This window comes from Pseudomonas sp. R11-23-07 (assembly GCF_003852295.1).
Taxonomy (GTDB): Bacteria; Pseudomonadota; Gammaproteobacteria; order Pseudomonadales; family Pseudomonadaceae; genus Aquipseudomonas.
Genome location: NZ_CP027761.1, coordinates 1008130 through 1030762 on the forward strand (window position 1 = coordinate 1008130; position 22633 = coordinate 1030762).

18 protein-coding genes are annotated in these 22633 nt (G+C 61.8%); 12 read left to right on the forward strand and 6 right to left on the reverse strand.

Annotation, left to right across the window (positions count from 1 at the left end; genetic code table 11):
• The first annotated feature begins 180 nt into the window (after window positions 1-180).
• The 3 genes from C4J84_RS04380 (at window position 181) to C4J84_RS04390 (ending at window position 4242) form a co-directional block, all read left to right on the forward strand.
• Entirely contained in the window at window positions 181-1545 is a 1365-nt protein-coding gene (locus tag C4J84_RS04380; protein WP_124403081.1) for an MFS transporter, read from the forward strand.
• A 10-nt stretch (window positions 1546-1555) separates the two neighbouring features.
• The gene (garD, locus tag C4J84_RS04385; RefSeq protein WP_124434971.1) at window positions 1556-3109 is read left to right on the forward strand and encodes a galactarate dehydratase; all 1554 of its coding nucleotides are present in this window, start codon (window positions 1556-1558) and stop codon (window positions 3107-3109) included.
• A gap of 191 nt (window positions 3110-3300) precedes the next feature.
• Entirely contained in the window at window positions 3301-4242 is a 942-nt protein-coding gene (locus C4J84_RS04390) for an AEC family transporter (protein WP_124369654.1), read from the forward strand.
• A 16-nt stretch (window positions 4243-4258) separates the two neighbouring features.
• Here the strand turns inward: C4J84_RS04390 and C4J84_RS04395 are convergent, their stop codons facing one another.
• The 5 genes from C4J84_RS04395 to gatC all read right to left on the reverse strand — a co-directional run bounded on the left by C4J84_RS04395 (window position 4259) and on the right by gatC (window position 9105).
• A complete protein-coding gene (locus tag C4J84_RS04395) occupies window positions 4259-5314 on the reverse strand; it encodes a calcium/sodium antiporter (protein WP_164487792.1) in 1056 nt (351 codons plus the stop codon).
• Window positions 5315-5364: 50 nt separating this feature from the next.
• Window positions 5365-5736 (reverse strand): septal ring lytic transglycosylase RlpA family protein, encoded by a 372-nt coding sequence (locus tag C4J84_RS04400; RefSeq protein ID WP_124369655.1) that lies wholly within the window; start codon window positions 5734-5736, stop codon window positions 5365-5367.
• A gap of 157 nt (window positions 5737-5893) precedes the next feature.
• The gene (gene gatB / locus C4J84_RS04405) at window positions 5894-7339 is read right to left on the reverse strand and encodes an Asp-tRNA(Asn)/Glu-tRNA(Gln) amidotransferase subunit GatB (RefSeq protein WP_124369656.1); all 1446 of its coding nucleotides are present in this window, start codon (window positions 7337-7339) and stop codon (window positions 5894-5896) included.
• A 10-nt stretch (window positions 7340-7349) separates the two neighbouring features.
• On the reverse strand, window positions 7350-8801 hold the full coding sequence (gene gatA, locus C4J84_RS04410; protein WP_124369657.1) for an Asp-tRNA(Asn)/Glu-tRNA(Gln) amidotransferase subunit GatA: 1452 nt from the start codon (window positions 8799-8801) through the stop codon (window positions 7350-7352).
• Between the two features lie 16 nt (window positions 8802-8817).
• On the reverse strand, window positions 8818-9105 hold the full coding sequence (gene gatC, locus C4J84_RS04415; protein ID WP_005784804.1) for an Asp-tRNA(Asn)/Glu-tRNA(Gln) amidotransferase subunit GatC: 288 nt from the start codon (window positions 9103-9105) through the stop codon (window positions 8818-8820).
• A gap of 210 nt (window positions 9106-9315) precedes the next feature.
• Here gatC and mreB point away from each other — a divergent pair, with 210 nt between their 5' ends.
• The 8 genes from mreB to tldD all read left to right on the forward strand — a co-directional run bounded on the left by mreB (window position 9316) and on the right by tldD (window position 20499).
• Window positions 9316-10353 (forward strand): rod shape-determining protein MreB, encoded by a 1038-nt coding sequence (mreB, locus tag C4J84_RS04420; RefSeq protein WP_002555108.1) that lies wholly within the window; start codon window positions 9316-9318, stop codon window positions 10351-10353.
• A gap of 139 nt (window positions 10354-10492) precedes the next feature.
• Window positions 10493-11587 carry a rod shape-determining protein MreC gene (gene mreC, locus C4J84_RS04425; RefSeq protein ID WP_124434972.1) on the forward strand — a complete coding sequence of 365 codons (1095 nt, stop codon included), beginning with the start codon at window positions 10493-10495 and terminating at the stop codon, window positions 11585-11587.
• Window positions 11587-12075 carry a rod shape-determining protein MreD gene (gene mreD / locus C4J84_RS04430; protein ID WP_124361299.1) on the forward strand — a complete coding sequence of 163 codons (489 nt, stop codon included), beginning with the start codon at window positions 11587-11589 and terminating at the stop codon, window positions 12073-12075. Before mreC ends, mreD begins: the two co-directional genes overlap by 1 nt.
• A gap of 50 nt (window positions 12076-12125) precedes the next feature.
• Complete coding sequence (locus C4J84_RS04435; protein WP_124406285.1) at window positions 12126-12722, forward strand: nucleoside triphosphate pyrophosphatase; 597 nt, start codon at window positions 12126-12128, stop codon at window positions 12720-12722.
• A 71-nt stretch (window positions 12723-12793) separates the two neighbouring features.
• Entirely contained in the window at window positions 12794-14251 is a 1458-nt protein-coding gene (gene rng / locus C4J84_RS04440) for a ribonuclease G (protein WP_124434973.1), read from the forward strand.
• A 76-nt stretch (window positions 14252-14327) separates the two neighbouring features.
• Window positions 14328-18143: a YhdP family protein gene (locus C4J84_RS04445; protein WP_124434974.1), complete on the forward strand. Its 3816-nt coding sequence runs from the start codon at window positions 14328-14330 to the stop codon at window positions 18141-18143.
• Between the two features lie 48 nt (window positions 18144-18191).
• Entirely contained in the window at window positions 18192-19040 is an 849-nt protein-coding gene (locus tag C4J84_RS04450) for a carbon-nitrogen hydrolase family protein (protein WP_124369661.1), read from the forward strand.
• Between the two features lie 16 nt (window positions 19041-19056).
• Window positions 19057-20499: a metalloprotease TldD gene (gene tldD, locus C4J84_RS04455; RefSeq protein WP_124361304.1), complete on the forward strand. Its 1443-nt coding sequence runs from the start codon at window positions 19057-19059 to the stop codon at window positions 20497-20499.
• 45 nt (window positions 20500-20544) lie between these two features.
• Here the strand turns inward: tldD and yjgA are convergent, their stop codons facing one another.
• Window positions 20545-21066, reverse strand: a complete 522-nt coding sequence (gene yjgA / locus C4J84_RS04460; protein WP_124361305.1) for a ribosome biogenesis factor YjgA — start codon at window positions 21064-21066, stop codon at window positions 20545-20547.
• A 108-nt stretch (window positions 21067-21174) separates the two neighbouring features.
• Here yjgA and pmbA point away from each other — a divergent pair, with 108 nt between their 5' ends.
• Window positions 21175-22521 (forward strand): metalloprotease PmbA, encoded by a 1347-nt coding sequence (pmbA, locus tag C4J84_RS04465; protein WP_124434975.1) that lies wholly within the window; start codon window positions 21175-21177, stop codon window positions 22519-22521.
• Window positions 22522-22633: the final 112 nt, after the last annotated feature.

Consider the following 22633-nt stretch of genomic DNA (forward strand, 5'->3'; position numbering starts at 1 on the left):
CAACACAGACTCGCATCCCTGTAGGAGCGAGCTTGCTCGCGAAAAACTCAAGGGCACCGCGTGCATCCTGAATGCCCGCGTATTCGTTGACGCTTTTCGCGAGCAAGCTCGCTCCTACAGGGGGCGGCACACACCAAGACAATTACCCGCAAAAAAAATAATTAGTGGGAGTACTTCTACATGCAAGCGACCAAGCCGACCCACGTCCGCTATTTGATCCTGCTCATGCTGTTCCTGGTGACCACGATCAACTACGCCGACCGTGCAACTATTGCCATCGCCGGTTCCAGCCTGCAAAAAGACCTCGGCATCGACGCGGTCACCCTCGGTTACATCTTCTCTGCATTCGGTTGGGCCTATGTCGCCGGGCAAATTCCCGGCGGTTGGCTGCTCGACCGGTTCGGCTCGAAAAAAGTCTATGCCCTGAGCATCTTCACCTGGTCACTGTTCACCGTGCTGCAAGGCTATGTCGGTGAGTTCGGTATCTCCACGGCCGTGGTTGCGCTGTTCATGCTGCGCTTCATGGTGGGCCTGGCCGAAGCGCCATCCTTCCCGGGTAACGCACGGATTGTGGCGGCCTGGTTCCCCACGGCCGAACGCGGTACGGCCTCGGCGATCTTCAACTCGGCGCAGTACTTCGCCACGGTGTTGTTTGCACCGCTGATGGGCTGGATCGTCTACCGCTTCGGCTGGCAGCACGTGTTTATCGTGATGGGCGTGATTGGCATCGTGTTCTCGCTGATCTGGCTGAAAGTTATCCACAGCCCGCGCCAGCACCCGATGATCAACACAGCCGAGCTCGATTACATCGCGGCCAACGGCGCGATGGTCGATATGGACCAAGACAAGGGCAAGGGTAAGAAAACTGACGGACCGAAGTGGGATTATATCCGCCAGTTGCTGACCAACCGCATGATGCTTGGCGTGTACCTGGGCCAATATTGCATTAACGGCATCACTTACTTCTTCCTGACCTGGTTCCCCGTGTATCTGGTGCAAGACCGTGGCATGACCATCCTCAAGGCGGGTTTCATCGCCTCGCTGCCGGCCATCTGCGGGTTTATCGGCGGCGTGCTGGGCGGGGTGATTTCCGACTACCTGCTGCGCAAGGGCCATTCCCTGACCTTCGCTCGCAAGGCGCCGATCATTGCCGGCCTGCTGGTGTCCAGCAGCATCATTGCGTGTAACTACGTCGACGTTGAATGGATGGTGGTGGGCTTCATGGCGCTGGCCTTCTTCGGCAAGGGCGTTGGCGCACTGGGCTGGGCGGTGGTGTCCGACACCTCGCCGAAACAAATCGCCGGCCTCAGTGGCGGCTTGTTCAACACCTTCGGTAACCTGGCGTCGATCACCACGCCGATTGTCATCGGCTACATCATCGCCACCACCGGTTCGTTCAAGTGGGCGCTGGTGTTCGTCGGCGCCAACGCGCTGGTGGCGGTGTTCAGCTACCTGGTCATCGTCGGCCCGATCAAGCGTGTAGTACTCAAAGAGCCGCCAGCCAAGGGCCCTGAGTTGACCAACCTAACCGAAGCGCATTCCTGAGGTTCGTGTGATGCAGTTGATTGAACATGCCGACTCGCCGCGCTCGATTCGTTTGCACGAGCGCGACAATGTAGTGATCGTGGTGAACGACCAGGGCGTCCCGGCCGGCACCGAATTCCCGGACGGCCTGGTCACTGTGGAGTTCATCCCGAAGAGCCACAAGGTAACCCTGGAAGACATTCCCGAAGGCGGCCAGATCATTCGCTATGGCCAGACCATTGGCTACGCGCTGGCGCCGATCCCGCGTGGCAGCTGGGTGCAGGAAGACCAGTTGCGCATGCCCACCGCGCCGCCGCTGGACAGCCTGCCGTTGTCCACCGAGGTGCCTGAAACCCAGGCGCCGCTGGAAGGCTTTACCTTCGAGGGCTACCGCAACGCCGACGGCACCGTGGGCACGCGCAATATCCTCGGTATCACCACCACGGTGCAGTGCGTGACCGGCGTGCTGGACCATGCCGTCAAGCGCATCAAGGATGAATTGCTGCCCAAGTACCCGCACGTCGATGACGTCGTGGCGCTGACCCATAGCTACGGCTGCGGTGTGGCGATCACGGCCACGGACGCCTACATCCCGATCCGTACCGTGCGCAACCTGGCGCGCAACCCGAACCTGGGCGGCGAAGCCCTGGTGATCAGCCTGGGCTGCGAGAAATTGCAGGCCGGGCAAGTGATGCACGACAACGACAGCTCCGTCGACCTGAGCGAGCCTTGGCTGTACCGGTTGCAGGATTCCAGCCACGGTTTTACCGAGATGATCGAGCAGATCATGGCGCTGGCCGAGGTGCGCTTGAAAAAGCTCGACCAGCGCCGCCGCGAAACGGTGCCCGCGTCCGAGCTGATCCTGGGCATGCAATGCGGCGGCAGTGATGCTTTTTCCGGCATCACCGCCAATCCGGCGCTGGGGTATGCGTCAGACCTGTTGTTGCGTGCCGGGGCCACGGTGATGTTTTCCGAAGTGACGGAAGTCCGTGACGCTATTTACCTGCTGACGTCTCGGGCTCAGAGCAAGGAAGTCGCCCAGGAGCTGGTCAGGGAAATGGACTGGTACGACCGTTACCTGGCTAAGGGCGAGGCGGATCGCAGCGCCAATACCACGCCGGGCAACAAGAAGGGCGGGCTGTCGAATATCGTCGAGAAGTCGTTGGGCTCCATCGTCAAATCCGGCAGCAGCGCGATCAACGGCGTGCTCGGCCCTGGCGAACGCGTCAAGGGCAAGGGCCTGATTTTTTGCGCAACCCCGGCCAGTGACTTTGTCTGCGGCACCTTGCAACTGGCGGCGGGCATGAACCTGCACGTGTTCACCACCGGGCGTGGCACACCTTACGGCCTGGCGATGGCGCCGGTGGTCAAGGTGTCGACACGCACCGAGCTGGCCCAGCGCTGGCCGGACCTGATCGATATCGACGCCGGGCGTATCGCCACCGGGCGCGCGAGCATCGAAGAGCTGGGCTGGGAGCTGTTTCACTTCTACCTGGATGTGGCCAGCGGCAAGAAACAGACGTGGGCGGAGCGGCACAAGCTGCATAACGACATCACATTGTTCAACCCGGCGCCAATAACCTGAGACCGGGCCGCCTGCTATCGGGGGCAAGCCCCTCCCACACTCGACCGCATTCCTACAGGATAAATGCGGTCAAAATGTGGGAGGGGCGGTGCGACGATTCGACTTGCCTCCGATAGCGGTCTACCAGGCACCATCGAGCTGTATGGCTTATCATTAGCCAACTAACGACGCTCACCAAGGTTCTCCCCTGCATGCTGGCAATCTTCCTCACCACGCTCACCATCACCGCGCCGGTGTTCGCCATGCTCTTCCTCGGTGTGCTGCTCAAGCGCATCCGCTGGATCAACGACAACTTTATCCATACCGCCTCGTCCCTGGTGTTCAACGTCACCATGCCGGCGCTGTTGTTTCTCGGCATCCTGCATGCCGACCTGCATTCAGCGCTCAAGCCGGGTTTGCTGATCTACTTTGCCGTGGCCACGCTGGTGAGCTTTGCCATGGCGTGGGGCTGGGCGATTATGCGCTGCAAGCGCGAAGACCGGGGCATCTACACCCAGGGCGCGTTTCGTGGCAATAACGGGGTAATCGGCCTGGCGCTGGCTGCCAGCATGTACGGCGACTACGGTATCTCCCTCGGAGCGATCCTCGCGGCACTGGTGATCCTGTTCTACAACACCCTGTCGACCATTGTGCTGGCGGTGTACAGCCCGGTGATCAAGTCCGACCCATGGAGCATCTTCAAGAGTGTGGTGGCCAACCCGCTGATCATCAGCGTGTTCGTCGCGGCGCCGTTCGCCTATTTCCAGCTCGGCCTGCCCGGCTGGCTGGAAAGATCCCTGCAGTACCTGGCCAACACCACCTTGCCGTTGGCGCTGATTTGCATCGGCGGCACCCTGTCCCTGGCGGCGCTGCGCAAGAGCGGCAAGATGGCATTGAGCGCGAGCCTGATGAAGATGGTCTGGCTGCCGGTGATCGCCACAGGGGGCGCGTGGCTGCTGGGGTTCCGGGGGCCGGAGCTGGGGATTTTGTTCCTGTACTTTGGCGCGCCGACGGCGGCCGCAAGCTTCGTGATGGCCAGGGCCGCCGAAGGCAATCATGAACTGGCGGCAGCGATTATCGTGATCACCACGCTGATGGCCGCGGTGACCACCAATATCGGGATCTTCGTGTTGCAGGCCGGTGGCTGGATCTAAGCTCTTTTCTGAGCGGCTATTGCGATTCCCTCTTGTGTTGGCGGTGCCAGGCGCGCAGCGACGTGAACAACAGCCCCATCCCTAACGCCGGCAAGACGTAAAACAGCATCAAGTGTTCAAGCTTGGTGGCCAGGGGCATGCCGGTGGTAAACGCCATGACATGCAGGCCATACGCCAGGTACAGCCCCAGTAACACCAGGCCTTCTGCCCGCGTGACGCGGTAGCCGGTATAGAACACCGGCAGGCACAGGACGATGGCGCCGAGCATGACCGGCAGGTCGAAGTCCAGCGCGTTGGGCGAGACCGACAGCGGCGCAGGCGCCACCAGGGCGGTAAAGCCCAGCACGCCCAGCAGGTTGAACAGGTTGCTGCCGATCACATTGCCCACGGCAATCTCGCGCTCGCCACGCAGGGCGGCAATCAACGAGGTGGCGAGGCAGGGCAATGAGGTACCGACGCCGATCAGCGTCAGGCCGATGACGCGCTCCGACAAGCCCAAATCGCCCGCCACCTCCACGGCCGCACCCAGCAGCAAATGCCCGGCCAGCACCAGCACCAGCAACCCGCCGAGCATCAACAGCACGCTGCTCAGCCAGGGTGCCTTGGTCATGCTGGCCAGCGTGCGTGGACGACGCGAGTGGCGCGTCTGGTAGTGCAGCACGCCGAGGTAGGCCAGCAGCGCAACCAGCAGCACCAGGCCGTCGAACGGCGTCAGAGCCTCGTTGGCAGCCAGGACGAACACCAGCAGGCCGGCGACGATCATCACCGGAATATCCAGACGCACCAAATGGCGCGACACCCGTAACGGAATGATCAGCGCGGACAGGCCCAGGGTGACGAGGATATTGAAGATGCTGCTGCCGATTACGCTGCCCACGGCAATGTCGGTGTTGCCGGCCAGGGTGGCCTGCAGACTGACGGCCATCTGTGGCGCACTGCTGCCGAAGGCCACGATGCTCAGGCCGATGATCAACGGCCGCACCTTGAGGCTGGCGGCCAGGCGCACTGCGGCCCGCACCAGGATTTCAGCGCCGACGATCAACAGCAGCAAACCGCTGACCAGTTCGAGCAGGCTCCAGGGTGAGAGGGCGTTCAATCCAAAAATGCTCAAGGCTGCCTCGATCAGTTGTTCAGGGCTTGCAGGCGAACCCGCGCGGTGCCGCTGCCGAGCATACGCAGTTGCTCGGCAGCCTTGCGTGAAAGGTCGATCAGGCGTCCACGGGTGTGGGGGCCGCGATCATTGATACGCACCACCACAGACCGGTTGTTGTCGAGGTTGGTCACCTTGACCTGGGTACCGAAGGGCAAGCGCCGGTGGGCGGCGGTCAGGCCGTTCTGGTTGAACACTTCACCGCTGGCGGTGCGTTTGCCATGGTGCTTGGCGCCGTAATAGGAGGCGGTGCCGGTTTCATCGTAGCCGTTGGGGTCGATGAGGCCGTTGGCGCAACCGGTCAGCAGGGAAAAGACAGCCAGGAGGCCGAGTAGACGCTTCATTCCAGGTATTCCCGTATCAAATGTGGGAGGGGGCTTGCTCCCGATAGCGGTGGGCCAGTCACTGATGTGTTGACTGAATCACCGCTATCGGGAGCAAGCCCCCTCCCACAGGAGGTCCGAGTCGAGCATGAACACTCACTCGGCTCCTTCACCGCTATCAGCCCTCAAGCTTGCTTTTGAGCAATTCGTTGACCTGTTGCGGGTTGGCTTTGCCTTTGGATGCTTTCATCGCCTGGCCAACAAAGAAGCCGAACATCTTGCCGCGCTTGGCTTCGTCAGCCGCGCGATATTGTTCGACCTGCTCGGCGTTCGCCGCGAGCATTTCATCGAGCACGGCCGAAATGGCGCCGCTGTCGGTGACTTGCTTGAGGCCACGCTTCTCGATGATGTCATCGGCACTGCCTTCACCGGCGGCCATCGCTTCGAACACGGTCTTGGCGATTTTGCCGGAGATGGTGTTGTCCTTGATGCGCAGCAGCATGCCGCCCAGTTGTTCGGCGCTCACCGGTGCTGCGTCAATTTCCAGGCCCTGTTTGTTCAACAGGCTGCCCAGTTCGACCATCACCCAGTTGGCCGCCAGCTTGGCGTCGCCGGCAATGCTCACGACCTTTTCGAAGTAGTTGGCTTGCTCGCGGCTGGACGCCAAGACGCTGGCATCGTAGACCGACAGACCGAACTGCGCCTGGAAACGTTCGCGTTTTTGCTGTGGCAGTTCCGGCAGGGTGGCGCGGATATCGTTGAGGAACGAGTCCTCCAGCACCACCGGCAGCAGGTCCGGATCGGGGAAGTAACGGTAGTCGTTGGCTTCCTCCTTGCTGCGCATGGCGCGGGTTTCGTCTTTGTTCGGGTCGTACAGGCGCGTTTGCTGGATCACCTTGCCGCCGTCCTCGATCAGTTCGATCTGGCGACGCACTTCGCTGTTGATCGCCTTCTCGATGAAGCGGAACGAGTTGACGTTCTTGATCTCGCAGCGGGTGCCGAACTCGACCTGGCCCTTGGGGCGGATCGACACGTTGCAGTCGCAACGCAGCGAGCCTTCGGCCATGTTGCCGTCGCAGATGCCCAGGTAGCGCACCAGCGCGTGGATCGTCTTGACGTAGGCCACGGCTTCCTTGGCGCTGCGCATGTCCGGCTCGGAGACGATCTCCAGCAACGGCGTGCCGGCACGGTTCAGGTCGATACCGGTGGCGCCGGGGAATTCTTCGTGCAGGCTCTTGCCGGCGTCTTCTTCAAGGTGCGCACGGGTCACGCCGACACGCTTGATGGTGCCGTCTTCCAGCGGGATGTCCAGGTAGCCCTTACCGACGATCGGCAGTTCCATCTGGCTGATCTGGTAGCCCTTGGGCAGGTCCGGGTAGAAGTAGTTCTTGCGCGCGAACACGTTGTGCTGGCCGATCTGGGCGTCAATCGCCAGGCCGAACATCACCGCCATGCGCACCGCTTCCTGGTTCAGCACCGGCAGCACGCCGGGCATGCCCAGGTCGACCAAGCTGGCCTGGGTGTTGGGCTCTGCGCCGAACGTGGTGGCGCTACCGGAGAAAATCTTCGATTGGGTGGCGAGCTGGGTATGAATCTCCAGCCCGATCACAACTTCCCATTGCATAGTGTTCTCCTCAGAAGCCGGTAGGGGTGCGAGTGTGCCAGTCGGTGTTCAACTGATACTGGTGCGCCACATTGAGCAGGCGGCCTTCCTGGAAATACGGGGCGAGCAATTGCACGCCGACCGGCAGGCCATCGACGAAACCGGCGGGCATGGACAAGCCCGGCAAGCCCGCGAGGTTGGCGGTGATGGTGTAGAGGTCTTCCAGGTACTCGGCGATCGGGTCGCCGGTCTTGGCGCCGATCTTCCAGGCCGGGTTCGGCGTGGTTGGGCCGAGGATCACGTCGACTTCTTCAAAGGCGGCCATGAAGTCGTTCTTGATCAGGCGGCGGATCTTCTGCGCCTTGAGGTAGTACGCGTCGTAGTAGCCGGCCGACAGGGCGTAGGCGCCGACCATGATCCGGCGCTGTACTTCCACGCCAAAGCCTTCGCCACGGGAGCGCTTGTACAGGTCGGTGAGGTCTTTCGGGTTTTCGCAGCGATAGCCGAAGCGCACACCGTCGAAACGCGACAGGTTGGAGGACGCTTCAGCCGGGGCGATCACGTAGTAGGCAGGAATCGCGTGCTGGTTGTTCGGCAGGCTTATCTCCTTGATCACGGCGCCGAGCTTTTCCAGCTCCTTGATGCTGTTGTGCACCAAGTCGGCGATACGTGGGTCGAGACCGGCGCTGAAGTATTCCTTGGGCACGCCGATGCGCAGGCCCTTGAGCGACGTGTTCAGGCTGGCGCTGTAGTCCGGCACCGGCTCATCGATGCTGGTGGAATCCTGTTTATCGAAGCCGGCCATACCTTGTAACAATATCGCGCAGTCTTCAGCCGTGCGGGCCAGAGGGCCGCCCTGATCGAGACTCGACGCGTAGGCGATCATGCCCCAGCGGGATACGCGACCGTACGTCGGCTTCAAACCGGTGAGGTTGGTGAAGGCTGCCGGTTGGCGGATCGAGCCACCGGTGTCGGTGGCCGTGGCGGCCGGCAGGAAGCGCGCGGCAACGGCGGCGGCCGACCCACCGGACGAACCGCCGGGTACGTGGTCCAGGTTCCACGGGTTTTTCACCGCGCCGTAGTAGCTCGACTCGTTGGCCGAACCCATGGCGAATTCGTCCATGTTGGTCTTGCCCAGGGTCACGGCCCCGGCGGCGGCCAGCTTGGACACCACGGTGGCGTCGTAGGGCGCCTTGAAGTTGTCGAGCATCTTCGAGCCGCAACTGGTGCGAATGCCCTGGGTGCAGAACAGGTCTTTGTGGGCGATCGGAGCGCCCAGCAGCGCGCCGTTCTCACCGTTGGCGCGACGCACGTCGGCGGCCTTGGCCTGGCTCAGGGCCAGCTCTTCGGTGAGGCTGATGAAGCTGTTGACCTTGGGGTCCAGCGCGGCGATGCGCGCCAGCAGGGTCTTGGTCAGCTCTTCGGAAGAAAACGTTTTGTCGGCGAGACCGCGGGCGATCTCGGCCAGAGTCATGTGATGCATGAAAGGCTCTTTCCCTTTAGTCGATGACTTTCGGAACCAGGTACAGGCCGTTTTCGACCGCTGGCGCGATGGACTGGTAGGCCTCGCGGTTATTGCGCTCGGTCACGACGTCTGCGCGCAGGCGCTGACTGGCTTCCAGCGGGTGAGCCAGGGGCTCGATGCCGTCGGTGTCGACGGCCTGCATTTGGTCAACCAGCCCGAGAATGCTGTTCAGGGCTGCGGTGGTCTGTGGAAGATCGGCGTCATTGAGGCCAAGCGAGGCCAGATGCGCGATTTTTTCCACGTCGGAGCGTTCAAGCGCCATGGGATTCTCCAGTGGAAAACAGAACGGAAGGCGTCCGTGTGTTAGATTGTCGGAACACTACCGCATTTCTACGGTCATAAGGCCGCGATTGTGGGGGTTGGTGCACAGAAAGTCGGCCAATTTAGCACATTGGCGCCTTGCCCAAAATCCCTGTCGTTGTTAGAGTTTGCCGCACTTTTTTACCCACGCGTTGCCTAGGGTCCCTTTCCCATGTTCAAGAAACTGCGTGGCATGTTTTCCAGCGATCTTTCCATTGACCTGGGCACTGCCAACACCCTTATTTACGTGCGCGAGCGCGGTATCGTCCTGAATGAGCCATCGGTTGTGGCCATTCGGACCCATGGTAATCAGAAAAGTGTCGTTGCCGTTGGCACCGAGGCCAAGCGCATGCTCGGCCGAACACCAGGCAATATTGCTGCCATTCGTCCGATGAAAGACGGCGTGATCGCCGACTTCAGTGTCTGCGAGAAGATGCTGCAGTACTTCATCAACAAGGTTCACGAAAACAGTTTCCTGCAGCCCAGCCCTCGTGTGCTGATCTGCGTCCCGTGCAAATCCACCCAGGTGGAGCGTCGTGCCATCCGTGAATCGGCCCTTGGTGCCGGTGCCCGCGAAGTGTTCCTGATCGAAGAGCCGATGGCCGCCGCAATCGGCGCCGGCCTGCCGGTTGAAGAAGCCCGCGGTTCGATGGTGGTGGATATCGGTGGTGGTACCACCGAGATCGCCCTGATTTCCCTGAATGGTGTGGTGTATGCCGAATCCGTGCGTGTCGGCGGCGACCGCTTCGACGAAGCGATCATCACGTATGTGCGTCGTAACTACGGCAGCCTGATCGGCGAATCCACCGCCGAGCGCATCAAGCAGGAAATCGGCACCGCTTACCCGGGCGGCGAAGTTCGCGAGGTTGATGTTCGCGGCCGCAACCTGGCCGAAGGCGTGCCACGTGCCTTCACCCTGAACTCCAATGAAGTGCTGGAGGCTCTGCAAGAGTCCCTGGCCACCATCGTTCAGGCGGTGAAGAGCGCCTTGGAGCAGTCGCCGCCGGAGCTGGCTTCCGATATCGCCGAGCGTGGCCTGGTACTGACCGGTGGTGGCGCCTTGCTGCGCGACCTCGACAAGTTGCTGGCCCAGGAAACCGGCCTGCCGGTGATCGTCGCCGAGGACCCGCTGACCTGCGTGGCGCGTGGCGGTGGTCGTGCACTGGAAATGATGGATAAACACACCATGGACCTGCTCTCCAGCGAATAAGCTTGCCTGGATGGTTCATGCTCGGCCGGCAGGCAGCACTTTGCAGTGCTGCCTGCTGGCGTTTATCTTCTTCAATCTGCATCCAGGCCGGTTTGATGCCGTATGAATAAAGAGAACATTTGCCTGGGAGGAGCGGCCTATTAAACCGCTCTTCGCCAAAGGCCCCTCATTGGGCGTGCGCTTGTTGGTGCTGACCGTGCTTTCGGTCGCGCTGATGGTGGTCGACGCCCGTTTTGCGCTGCTCAAGCCTGTGCGTAGCCAGATGTCGCTGGTGTTGATGCAGACTTACTGGATCACCGACCTGCCGCAACGTCTCTACCAGGGCGTGGCCAGCCAATTCGGCAGCCGCACCGAGCTGATTGCCGAGAACGAAAAACTCAAGACCGAAAACCTGCTGTTGCAGGGCCGCATGCAAAAGCTCGCGGCCCTTACCGAGCAGAACGTGCGGCTGCGCGAGTTGCTCAACTCTTCGGCATTGGTCAACGAAAAGGTCGAAGTGGCCGAGTTGATCGGCATGGACCCCAACCCCTTTACCCATCGCATCATCATCAACAAGGGTGAGCGCGACGGCGTGGTCCTCGGCCAGCCGGTGCTCGATGCCCGTGGCCTGATGGGCCAGGTGGTTGAATTGATGCCCTACACCTCGCGCGTCTTGCTGCTGACCGACACCACCCACAGCATTCCGGTGCAGGTCAATCGCAACGGTTTGCGCGCGATTGCCAGCGGCACCGGTAACCCGGAACGCCTGGAGTTGCGGCACGTGGCCGATACCGCTGACATCAAGGAAGGCGACCTGCTGGTCAGCTCCGGCCTGGGTCAGCGCTTCCCGGCGGGCTACCCGGTGGCGACGGTCAAGGAGGTCATCCACGATTCCGGCCAGCCGTTTGCCATTGTGCGTGCCGTACCGACCGCCGCGCTGAACCGCAGCCGCTATCTGCTGCTGGTGTTCAGCGACAACCGCACCCCGGAAGAACGCGCCAATGACGCCGCGCAGGCCCAGGAAGCGGAAGACAAGCAGAACGGCACCGCGCCTGTGACTCCCGCCACCGTGCCGAAACCGGCGTTCGTGGGGCCACCGGCGCCTGCGGTCGTACCCGCAACCGCAGCCCCCGCCGCCACACCGGCCAAGCCCGCTGCACACAGCGCACGTCCGGCGAAACCGGCGGCGACCACCGCGCCTGCCGCCAGGCCTGCGACAACCGCCCCGGCCACCACGCGGCAGAGGGAGCAATAATGGCCAGTACTCATTCGCGCAATGGCTGGATTGTCTGGCTGACCTTCGCCATCGGCCTGTTGCTCAGCGTTTCACCGCTGCCACAATTCATGGAAATCCTGCGCCCGCTGTGGCTGGCGCTGCTGCTGGCATTCTGGTCGTTGAACCTGCCGCACAAGGTAGGCATGGTCACGGCGATGTGCCTGGGCTTGGCGGAAGATGTGCTCTATGGCACCTTGCTCGGCCAGAATGCGTTGATCCTCACCCTGATCACCTTCCTGGTGCTGTCGTTGCAGCAGCGCTTGCGCATGTTCCCGATGTGGCAGCAGTGCCTGGTGATCCTGGTGATCTTCGGCCTGGCGCAGTTGGTTCAGCTCTGGCTCAGCGCCCTGACCGGCAATCGCCAGCCTACTCTCGCGCTGGTATTGCCGGCCCTGGTCAGTGCACTGCTGTGGCCTTGGGTCAGCTTCGGCCTGCGCGGGCTACGTCGTCGCTACAAAATCAATTGACGGATTGCGAGGCTCTGCCTGGTTACCGAACCCTACAGGGAGAGTCTGCAATGAATGTGCTTTATCTGGCCTCGGGCTCCCCGCGGCGACGTGAGTTGTTGACCCAGATCGGTGTGCCTTTCACCGTGGTCAGCGCCGCCATCGATGAAACGCCTCTTATTGACGAAACCCCCGTCGCCTATGTCGAGCGCCTGGCTCGAAGCAAGGCAGCGGCGGGTCTGGCTGCGCTCGAGCACAGCGCAGGCATCTGCGTGTTGGGTGCCGATACCGCTGTGATCGTGGATGGCAAGATTCTTGGCAAGCCGGTGGATCAGGCCGATGCCTTGGCAATGTTGATGGCCTTGGCGGGGCGCGAGCATGAAGTCCTCACGGCCATCGCCGTTACCGACGGCCAGCGCTGTGAAACCCGCTGTGTAAGCAGTCGCGTGGGGTTTCGTGAGATTTCTGTCCAGGAGGCTACGACCTACTGGCACAGTGGCGAACCCCAGGACAAAGCCGGCGGCTATGCTATCCAGGGGCTGGGCTCGGTGTTCGTGAGCGGACTCAATGGCAGCTATTCCGCCGTAGTCGGCCTGCCGGTGTGCGAAACCGCGCAACTGCTCGGCCAATTCGGCATACCCTGTTGGCAAAACCTTACCGCGCGCTGAACGCCTCTACTTGCGCGCCAAGCCATAAGCGATCGGTCACTATTGTGAAAACGCCTGAACGAGACCCAGCCATGAGTGAAGAGATTCTGATCAATATCACGCCGATGGAATCGCGCGTGGCGGTGGTAGAGAACGGTGTTCTGCAAGAAGTGCATGTGGAGCGCACCCAGAAGCGCGGGATCGTCGGCAACATCTATAAAGGCAAGGTGGTGCGCGTATTGCCGGGCATGCAGGCGGCGTTCGTCGACATCGGCCTGGACCGCGCCGCCTTCATTCATGCTTCGGAAATCTCCCTGCGTGAAGGCCCGGCGGTGGAAAGCATCAGCGCTCTGGTGCACGAAGGGCAGAGCCTGGTGGTGCAGGTCACCAAGGACCCCATCGGTTCCAAGGGCGCCCGGCTGACTACCCAACTGTCGATTCCGTCGCGGTACCTGGTGTATATGCCGCGCACGGCCCATGTCGGTATTTCCCTCAAGATCGAGGATGAGGCCGAACGCGAGCGCCTGAAGAAGGTGGTCAGCGACTGTGTAGCCGCCGAGGGCATCAAGGAAGCTGGTGGTTTTATCCTGCGCACCGCCGCCGAGGGCGCGGGCGCCGATGAAATCCTGATGGATATCCGCTACCTGCGGCGTCTGTGGGACCAGATCGCGGCGCAGATTCAGACCATTGGCGCGCCAAGCGTCATCTATGAAGACCTCGGCCTGGCGTTGCGTACCTTGCGCGATCTGGTCAGCCCGAAAATTGAGAAAATTCGCATCGACTCGCGGGAAACCTTCCAGCGCACCACGCAATTTGTCGCCGAGCTGATGCCGGAAATTGCCGACCGCCTCGAGCATTATCCGGGCGAGCGACCGATCTTCGACCTGTATGGCGTCGAAGACGAAATCCAGAAAGCCCTGGAGCGCAAGGTCCCGCTCAAGTCCGGTGGCTACCTGGTGGTGGACCCGGCAGAAGCCATGACCACCATTGACGTCAACACGGGCGCGTTCGTGGGGCACCGCAACCTCGAAGAGACCATCTTCAAGACCAACCTTGAAGCTGCCACGGCGATTGCGCGCCAACTGCGCCTGCGTAACCTGGGCGGCATCATCATCATCGACTTCATCGACATGGAAGACGCAGAGCACCAGCGCCAGGTACTGCGCACCCTCGAAAAACAGATGGAACGCGATCACGCCAAGACCAACATCATCGGCATCACTGAGCTGGGCCTGGTGCAGATGACCCGCAAGCGCACCCGCGAGAGCCTTGAGCAAGTGCTGTGCGAACCCTGCAGCAGTTGCCAGGGCCGGGGCAAATTGAAGACCCCGGAAACGGTCTGCTACGAAATTTTCCGTGAAATCCTACGGGAGGCACGCGCCTATCAGGCCGAAGGTTATAGAGTGCTCGCCAACCAGAAAGTGGTCGATCGCCTGCTGGACGAAGAGTCGGGCAACGTCGCCGAACTGGAGGGGTTTATTGGGCGCACTATTCGTTTTCAGGTCGAAACCATGTATTCCCAGGAACAATACGACGTGGTGCTGCTCTGATCCCCATTCGTTTTTCTTTTCCGAGACCGACAGGCAATGATCTGTCGTCCGATTACCGCTTTGAGGGTCGCCTGACATGGAGCGTCTGATACGCTTTTTTGCCGCTTTGACCCGCTGGGGGCTGGGCCTGTGTGCCTTGCTGCTGGTATTGGCGGCGGTGTACGTAAGCCTGGGGCGCGAATTGACCCCCCTGGTGGCCGAATACCGCGCTGAAGTCCAGGCCAAGGCCCAGGCTGCGGTGCAGATGCCGGTGCATATCGGTAGCCTCGAAGGCCGCTGGAGCGGGTTTGCGCCGATAGTGCTGGCCCACGACGTGATGGTCGGCGAGGGCAGCAGTGCGTTGCGCCTGGACCAGGTCGAGGTGGTGCCCGACCTCTGGGCCAGCCTGACGGCCCGTGAAGTCCGCATCGCCCATCTGCAAGTCAGCGGCGTGCAGTTGAGCGTCAAGGAAGACCAGGACGGTCGCTGGACGCTGCAGGGCTTGCCGTTACAGGACAGCCCGTCACTGGACCCGCAACAACTGCTCACCCGTATGCAAATGGTCAAGCGCGTCTCGGTGCTCGACAGCCAGGTGACCTTGCAACCGTTCGACCGGGCGCCGGTGACCGTGACGTATGTGGGCCTGAGCCTGCACACCGGCATGGCCCGGCAACGCCTGGACGCGCGCCTGACGCTACCCGACGGCCAACCGCTCGCCCTGAGCCTGCGCAGCCGCATACGCGCCAGCCAATGGAAAGACGCCGAGGTCGAGGCCTACCTGAGCCTGCCTCAAAGCGACTGGGCCAAGTGGATTCCGAGCCGGCTGACCCAACAATGGAAGCTCACCCAGCTCAAGGCTGGCGGTGAGTTCTGGCTCAACTGGGCCAACGGCACCGTGCAAAGCGCGGTGGTGCGCCTCAATTCGCCGCAGGTAAAGGGCAGCTATGCCGAGCGTCAGCCGGTGCATATCGAAAACCTGGCCCTGACCGCGTATGTGCAACGCAGCGACAGCGGCCTCAAGGTGCTGTTGGATTCGCTGGCGATGAACATCGGCGAAACCCGCTGGGAATCGCGCATGCAACTGCAGCAGAGCCTGGCCACCGATGACGCCCAGGAAGTGTGGAAGCTTCAGGCCGATCGGGTCGACCTGACCCCCATTACGCCATTGCTCAATGCCCTGGCGCCGCTGCCGGAAGGGTTCGCCAAGGCCGTTGAGCACCTGAAAGCCACCGGCCTGTTGCGCAATGTGCTGGTGGACTTCCGCCCCCAGGACACCACCGATCAAAAAGTCAGTTTTGCCGCCAACCTCGAGCGTGTCGGTTTTGACGCGTACTTCGGCGCGCCGGCTGCGCGCAATGTGTCCGGCAGCATCAGCGGCGACCTCGGCCATGGCGAATTGCGCATGGACAGCAAGGATTTCTCCCTGCACCTATTCCCGATCTTCGCCAAGCCATGGCAATACATCCAGGCCAATGCGCGCCTGACCTGGACGCTGGACAAGCAGGGCTTCACCCTGGTCGCGCCGTATATCAAGGTGCTGGGGGAAGAAGGCAAGGTCGCGGCGGATTTCCTGATTCGCCTGCATTTCGACCATAGCCAGGAGGACTACATGGACCTGCGGGTCGGCATGGTCGATGGCGATGGTCGTTTTACCCCCAAGTATCTACCGGCAGTGTTGAGCCCGGCGCTGGATGAATGGTTGCGCACGGCGATCCTCAAAGGCGCGGTAGACGAAGGTTTTTTCCAGTACCAGGGCTCCTTGAGCCACAACGCGGTGCCGGCTTCGCGCAATATCAGCCTGTTCTTCAAGGTGCATGATGCCGAGCTGGCCTTCCAACCGGGTTGGCCCCATGTGAACAAGGTCAATGGTGAGGTATTCGTCGAGGAAAGCGGCGTGCGTATCCTGGCCAGCAAGGGCCAACTGCTCGATACCCAGGTCAAGGACGTCTACGTCAATATCCCCCACGCGCCGGCCGGCAAGGACAGCCACCTGCTGCTCACCGGCGGATTTTCCGGTGGTTTGGGCGACGGTTTGAAAATCCTCCAGGAAGCCCCCATCGGCACCGCATCCACCTTTGCGGGCTGGAAGGGCGAGGGCAGCCTGCAAGGCAGTCTGGACCTGGACGTGCCCCTGGCCAAGGGCACCGAGCCTAAGATCGTGGTCGACTTCAAGACCGACAAGGCGCGCCTGCAATTGGCGGAGCCCACCCTGGACCTGACCCAGCTCAAGGGTGACTTCCGTTTCGACAGCGCCAAGGGCCTGAGCGGGCAGAATATTTCGGCCCAGGCGTTCGACCGTCCGATTACCGCGCAGATTTTTGCCGAGGGCACACCCGGCAATATCAACACCCGCGTTACCGCCAAGGGGCAGGTGACGGTCAAGCGGCTCACCGACTGGTTGAAAATCAGCCAGCCGCTGCCGGTCTCCGGCGATATTCCGTACCAGTTGCAGGTGATCCTGGACGGCGCGGACAGCCAGTTGATGGTCAACTCCAACCTCAAGGGCGTCGCCGTGGACCTGCCGGCGCCGTTTGGCATGCCGGCGAGCCAGGGCCGTGACAGCACGTTCCGCATGACCTTGCAGGGCGCCGAACGGCGTTACTGGTTTGACTACGGTGAGCTGGCGAACTTCACGTTTGCGGCGCCGCCGGACAACTTCAATGAGGGCCGCGGCGAATTGTTCCTTGGCGATGGCGACGCGGTGTTGCCTGGCGCGAAGGGCCTGCGCATTCGCGGGGTGCTCTCCGAACTGGACATCGACCCGTGGAAACAACTCGCCAACCGTTACGCCGGTAACGATCCGGGCGGCAATGCCAAGCAGCTGCTCAGTGGCGCTGATTTCAAGGTAGGCAAGCTGACCGGTTTCGGTACTCGGTTCGACCAGGTCAAACTGCAGCTGGATCGCAAGCCCGTGGCCTGGGGCCTGCAGTTCGACAGCCAGCAGGCCAAGGGCACGGTCAACCTGCCGGACGCGAAGGGCGCACCTATCGCAATCAACCTGAAGTACGTGAAGCTGCCTGCGGTCGACCCGACCGTACAGGCGGACGAGAACGCGCCGGACCCGTTGGCCGATATCGATCCCAAGGATATTCCGGCATTGGATATCGCCATCGATCAACTGTTCCAGGGCCCGGACCTGGTGGGCGCGTGGTCGCTGAAAGTCCGGCCGACCGCCAAGGGCCTGGCCTTCAACAGCCTGGACCTGGGCCTCAAGGGCATGCAACTCAATGGCGCCGGTGGTTGGGAAGGCGCGCCGGGGGCCAGCACCAGTTGGTACAAAGGGCGATTGGACGGCAAGAACATTGCCGACGTGCTCAAAGGCTGGGGCTTTGCGCCCACGGTAACCAGCGAGGACTTCCACCTGGACGTGGATGGCCGCTGGCCCGGTTCGCCCGCCTGGGTTGGGCCCAAGCGGTTCTCCGGTAGCCTGGACGCAGCGTTCCGTAAAGGCCAGTTCGTGGAAGTGGAAGGTGGCGCCCAGGCACTTCGGGTGTTCGGCCTGCTTAACTTCAACTCCATCGGCCGTCGTTTGCGCCTGGATTTTTCCGACTTGCTCGGCAAGGGCCTGAGCTATGACCGGGTCAAGGGCTTGCTCGCGGCCAGTAACGGCGTGTTCGTGACCCGTGAGCCCATCACCATGACCGGGCCATCCACCAACCTTGAGCTGAACGGCACCCTGGATCTGGTGGCGGATCGCGTCGATGCCAAGTTGCTGGTGACGCTGCCGGTCACCAACAACCTGCCCATCGCGGCGTTGATTGTCGGCGCGCCGGCCATTGGCGGCGCATTGTTTCTGATCGACAAGCTGATCGGCGACCGGGTATCGCGCTTCGCCAGCGTGCAGTACACCGTGCAAGGCCCGTGGAAAGACCCGAAAATCACCTTCGACAAGCCATTTGAAAAGCCAAACTGAGAGGCTGTGGAGTAGCATGGCCCCATGCCCTTTACGGAGTGTCGGCCCATGTCCTTTGCGGTAATTCAAATGGTCAGCCAGAGTGACGTGCTGGCGAACCTGGCCCAGGCTCGCCGCCTGCTGGAACGTGCAGCGGCGGATGGCGCCAGGCTTGCGGTACTGCCGGAGAACTTCGCCGCCATGGGCCGCCGTGACATGGCTGACATTGGTCGGGCCGAGGCCTTGGGTGAAGGCCCGATCCTGCCATGGTTGAAACAGGCCGCCCGCGACCTCACCTTATGGATAGTGGCCGGCACACTACCGTTGCCACCCAAGGACCAACCGAACGCCAAGCCCAACGCCTGTTCGCTGCTGATCGACGATCGCGGTGAAATCGTCGCTCGCTACGACAAGCTGCATTTGTTCGATGTGGATGTGGCGGATGCCCGGGGTCGTTATCGCGAATCTGACGACTATGCTTTCGGAAGCGATGTGGTGGTGGCGGATACACCGGTGGGGCGCTTGGGGCTGACGGTGTGCTACGACCTGCGCTTCCCGGAGTTGTACAGTGAGTTGCGCGCGGCGGGGGCTGAGTTGATCAGCGCGCCCTCGGCGTTTACGGCGGTGACCGGCGCTGCGCATTGGGATGTGCTGATTCGTGCACGGGCCATCGAAACCCAGTGTTACCTGCTGGCGGCTGCCCAGGGCGGTGTGCACCCGGGACCACGGGAAACCCACGGGCATGCGGCAATTGTCGACCCCTGGGGGCGGGTGTTGGCCCAACAGGATCAAGGCGAAGCGGTGTTGGTGACCGAACGCGACAGCAATGAACAGGCGTCGATACGGGCGCGCATGCCGGTGGTCAATCACCGGCGCTTTTTCTCGCAGGGCGCACAGCGACCTGCTTCAGAACGATGAATTTAAGGCCAAACCTATGAGCGAGTTGTTGTCCTCAGTCAGTGAACATCTCCTGGCACCCGGTGGCGTGACCATCGAAAGTCTGCAAACCGTGCTGGGCGATCTGGCCGGACCCGGGATCGACGCGGCCGACCTGTATTTCCAGGGGCAGATTTCCGAGTCCTGGGCGTTGGAAGACGGCATCGTCAAGGAAGGCAGTTTCAACCTTGACCAGGGTGTCGGCGTTCGCGCGCAATCCGGAGAAAAAACCGGTTTTGCCTACAGCAACGCCATTACGTTGGAGGCCCTGGGCCTGGCTGCGCGTGCGGCCCGTTCGATTTCCCGCGCAGGGCAGAATGGCACGGTGCAGGCATTCAGCACCCAGGACGTGGCGCAGTTGTACGCGCCGGACAATCCGCTGGAAGTGATCAGCCGCGCGGAGAAGGTCGAGCTGCTCAAGCGTGTGGACGCGGCGACCCGCGCCCTGGACCCGCGCATCCAGCAGGTCACCGTGAGCATGGCCGGCGTGTGGGAGCGCATCCTCGTCGCGTCTACCGACGGCGGGCTGGCGGCAGATGTGCGGCCACTGGTGCGTTTCAACGTGAGTGTGATCGTCGAGCAGAACGGCCGCCGCGAGCGCGGCGGCCATGGCGGTGGCGGGCGCACCGACTACCGTTATTTCCTCGCCGAAGACCGCGCCATGGGCTACGCCCGTGAAGCGCTGCGCCAGGCGCTGGTCAACCTGGAAGCGATTCCGGCGCCGGCCGGTACCTTGCCGGTGGTGCTGGGTTCGGGTTGGTCCGGTGTGCTGCTGCACGAAGCCGTGGGCCATGGGCTGGAAGGCGACTTCAACCGCAAGGGCAGTTCCGCCTACAGCGGGCGCATGGGCGAGATGGTTGCGTCCAAGCTGTGCACCATTGTCGATGATGGCACCTTGGCCGGTCGCCGGGGTTCGTTGAGTGTGGATGACGAGGGCACGCCCACGGAGTGCACCACCCTGATCGAAAACGGCGTACTCAAGGGCTATATGCAAGACAAGCTCAACGCCCGCCTGATGGGCGTGGCGCGCACCGGCAACGGTCGCCGCGAATCCTATGCCCACCTGCCCATGCCACGCATGACCAACACCTACATGCTCGGTGGCCAAAGCGATCCGGCAGAAATCATTGCTTCGGTGAAGCGCGGCATCTACTGCGCCAACCTCGGCGGCGGGCAGGTGGATATCACCAGCGGCAAGTTCGTGTTTTCCACCAGCGAGGCGTACTTGATCGAAGACGGCAAGATTACCGCGCCGGTCAAGGGAGCCACATTGATTGGTAATGGGCCGGAGGCGATGAGCAAGGTGTCGATGGTCGGTAACGACCTGTCGCTGGACAGCGGCGTGGGCACGTGCGGAAAGGATGGGCAGTCGGTGCCGGTGGGCGTGGGCCAGCCAACCTTGAAAATCGATGCGATCACCGTGGGTGGCACGGGCTCGTAAGCCCGCAAGCTTCGGGTGGCGAAGGTCGCCACCCGGGGAAGAGGATCAACGCAGGCCGCGTTGAGTCTCGTCCAGCTCACGGATGTATTTGAAGATTTTACGGCTGGTGGCCGGCGCCTTGTTATGCGCCATTTCATGTTGGGCTTGACGGATCAGGGAGCGCAATTGCTGGCGGTCCGCTTCCGGATAGTCCAATACGAATTTCTCCAGCACGGCGTCATCGCCCTCGATCAGACGGTCACGCCAACGCTCCAGGTTATGGAAGCGTTCGTTGTACTGGCGAGTGGAGGCATCGGTTTGATCGAGCAAGGCCAGAATGGCGTCAGTATCCTGATCGCGCATCAGCTTGCCGATAAACATGATGTGCCGTTTGCGCGCGATATTCGCGGTGTGCTTAGGCGCATCGGCCAAGGCCCGACGCATTTCGTCGGTCAGTGGCAGTTTTGCAATCAAGTCCTTTTTGAGCGTTGTAAGGCGCTCGCCAAGGTCAACCAGAGCATGCAGCTCACGTTTGACCTGGGTTTTGCTTTTCTCCCCATCGAGGGAGTCGTCGTAAGAATCAACCATGGTGGCAGTCCGCAAAGAAACGCCGCCATGATAACCAGTCGGGGGCCGCTTGTCCGGCCCGGTCGCTCGATGGCCTTAACCGAGAGCAGAATTTGAGTGGAGAAAACCATGAGTGCAGCCCAAAGCGTCGGTCCGCAAGCGTTACCGGCACTGCAGGAACAAGTCGAGCAGATCCTTGCCGAAGCCAAGCGCCAGGGGGCCAGCGCCTGTGAGGTAGCGGTGTCGCTGGAGCAGGGACTGTCGACTTCGGTGCGTCAGCGGGAAGTGGAGACCGTAGAATTCAATCGCGACCAAGGGTTTGGGATTACCTTGTATGTGGGCCAGCGCAAAGGTTCGGCCAGTACCTCGGCCAGTGGCCCGGAGGCGATCCGCGAGACCGTTGCCGCCGCGTTGGCAATCGCCAAGCACACCTCTGAGGATGAAAGTTCAGGCTTGGCCGACAAAGCGCTGATGGCCAAGGACCTGCAGGATTTCGACCTGTTCCACGCCTGGGATATCACGCCTGAGCAAGCCATCGAACAGGCGCTGACCTGCGAAGCCGCGGCGTTCGACGCCGATGCGCGTATCAAGAACGCCGACGGCACCACGCTGAGTACGCATCAGGGCTGCCGTGTCTACGGTAACAGCCATGGTTTTATCGGTGGCTATGCGTCCACGCGTCACAGTCTGAGTTGCGTCATGATCGCCGAAGCCGGCGGCCAGATGCAGCGTGATTACTGGTATGACGTGAACCGCCAAGGCGAGTTGCTGGCCGACCCGGTCAGCATTGGCCAGCGTGCGGCGCAGCGTGCAGCCAGTCGTTTGGGCGCACGCCCGGTGCCCACGTGCGAAGTGCCGGTACTGTTTTCCGCTGAATTGGCCGGTGGTTTGTTCGGTAGTTTTCTTGGGGCGATTTCCGGCGGCAACCTGTATCGCAAATCTTCATTCCTCGAAGGCGCGATCGGCCAGAAGCTGTTCCCGGAGTGGCTGACCATTGATGAGCGCCCGCACCTGATGCGCGCCATGGGCAGCGCCTCGTTCGACGGCGACGGCCTGGCCACGTATGCCAAGCCGTTCGTTGAGAAGGGCGAGTTGGTGTCTTATATATTGGGCACCTACGCTGGACGCAAGCTTGGCCTGCCAAGTACCGCCAACTCCGGCGGCGTTCACAACCTGTTCGTGACCCATGGCGATGAAGACCAGGCGGCGCTGTTGCGTCGCATGGGGCGCGGCCTGCTGGTGACCGAATTGATGGGCCAAGGGCTGAACATGGTGACGGGTGACTATTCCCGTGGCGCGGCGGGGTTCTGGGTGGAAAACGGTGAGATTCAGTTCGCCGTCCAGGAAGTGACGATCGCCGGCAACATGCGCGATATGTTCAAGCAGATCGTGGCCGTGGGTAACGACCTGGAGTTGCGCAGCAATATCCGCACGGGCTCGGTGTTGATCGAGCGGATGACAGTCGCCGGTAGCTGACCTGCGAGGTTTCACCAAAAAAGGCGCGCCATATCGATGATGGCGCGCCTTTTTTTGTGCCGCTGGCAGACAGGATTAACCTGCTGTTCTTGTTTTGATTCTTAATATCATT

Excerpts from the sequence above, each read along its gene's own strand:
- C4J84_RS04390 (WP_124369654.1), top strand. The coding sequence starts at position 3,301 with ATGCTGGCAATCTTCCTCACCACGCTCACCATCACCGCGCCGGTGTTC.
- tldD (WP_124361304.1), top strand. The coding sequence starts at position 19,057 with ATGAGCGAGTTGTTGTCCTCAGTCAGTGAACATCTCCTGGCACCCGGT.
- garD (WP_124434971.1), top strand. The coding sequence starts at position 1,556 with ATGCAGTTGATTGAACATGCCGACTCGCCGCGCTCGATTCGTTTGCAC.
- C4J84_RS04400 (WP_124369655.1), bottom strand. The coding sequence starts at position 5,736 with ATGAAGCGTCTACTCGGCCTCCTGGCTGTCTTTTCCCTGCTGACCGGT.
- C4J84_RS04445 (WP_124434974.1), top strand. The coding sequence starts at position 14,328 with ATGGAGCGTCTGATACGCTTTTTTGCCGCTTTGACCCGCTGGGGGCTG.
- C4J84_RS04435 (WP_124406285.1), top strand. The coding sequence starts at position 12,126 with ATGAATGTGCTTTATCTGGCCTCGGGCTCCCCGCGGCGACGTGAGTTG.
- pmbA (WP_124434975.1), top strand. The coding sequence starts at position 21,175 with ATGAGTGCAGCCCAAAGCGTCGGTCCGCAAGCGTTACCGGCACTGCAG.
- gatA (WP_124369657.1), bottom strand. The coding sequence starts at position 8,801 with ATGCATCACATGACTCTGGCCGAGATCGCCCGCGGTCTCGCCGACAAA.
- gatC (WP_005784804.1), bottom strand. The coding sequence starts at position 9,105 with ATGGCGCTTGAACGCTCCGACGTGGAAAAAATCGCGCATCTGGCCTCG.
- C4J84_RS04450 (WP_124369661.1), top strand. The coding sequence starts at position 18,192 with ATGTCCTTTGCGGTAATTCAAATGGTCAGCCAGAGTGACGTGCTGGCG.
- mreB (WP_002555108.1), top strand. The coding sequence starts at position 9,316 with ATGTTCAAGAAACTGCGTGGCATGTTTTCCAGCGATCTTTCCATTGAC.
- yjgA (WP_124361305.1), bottom strand. The coding sequence starts at position 21,066 with ATGGTTGATTCTTACGACGACTCCCTCGATGGGGAGAAAAGCAAAACC.
- rng (WP_124434973.1), top strand. The coding sequence starts at position 12,794 with ATGAGTGAAGAGATTCTGATCAATATCACGCCGATGGAATCGCGCGTG.
- gatB (WP_124369656.1), bottom strand. The coding sequence starts at position 7,339 with ATGCAATGGGAAGTTGTGATCGGGCTGGAGATTCATACCCAGCTCGCC.
- C4J84_RS04380 (WP_124403081.1), top strand. The coding sequence starts at position 181 with ATGCAAGCGACCAAGCCGACCCACGTCCGCTATTTGATCCTGCTCATG.
- mreD (WP_124361299.1), top strand. The coding sequence starts at position 11,587 with ATGGCCAGTACTCATTCGCGCAATGGCTGGATTGTCTGGCTGACCTTC.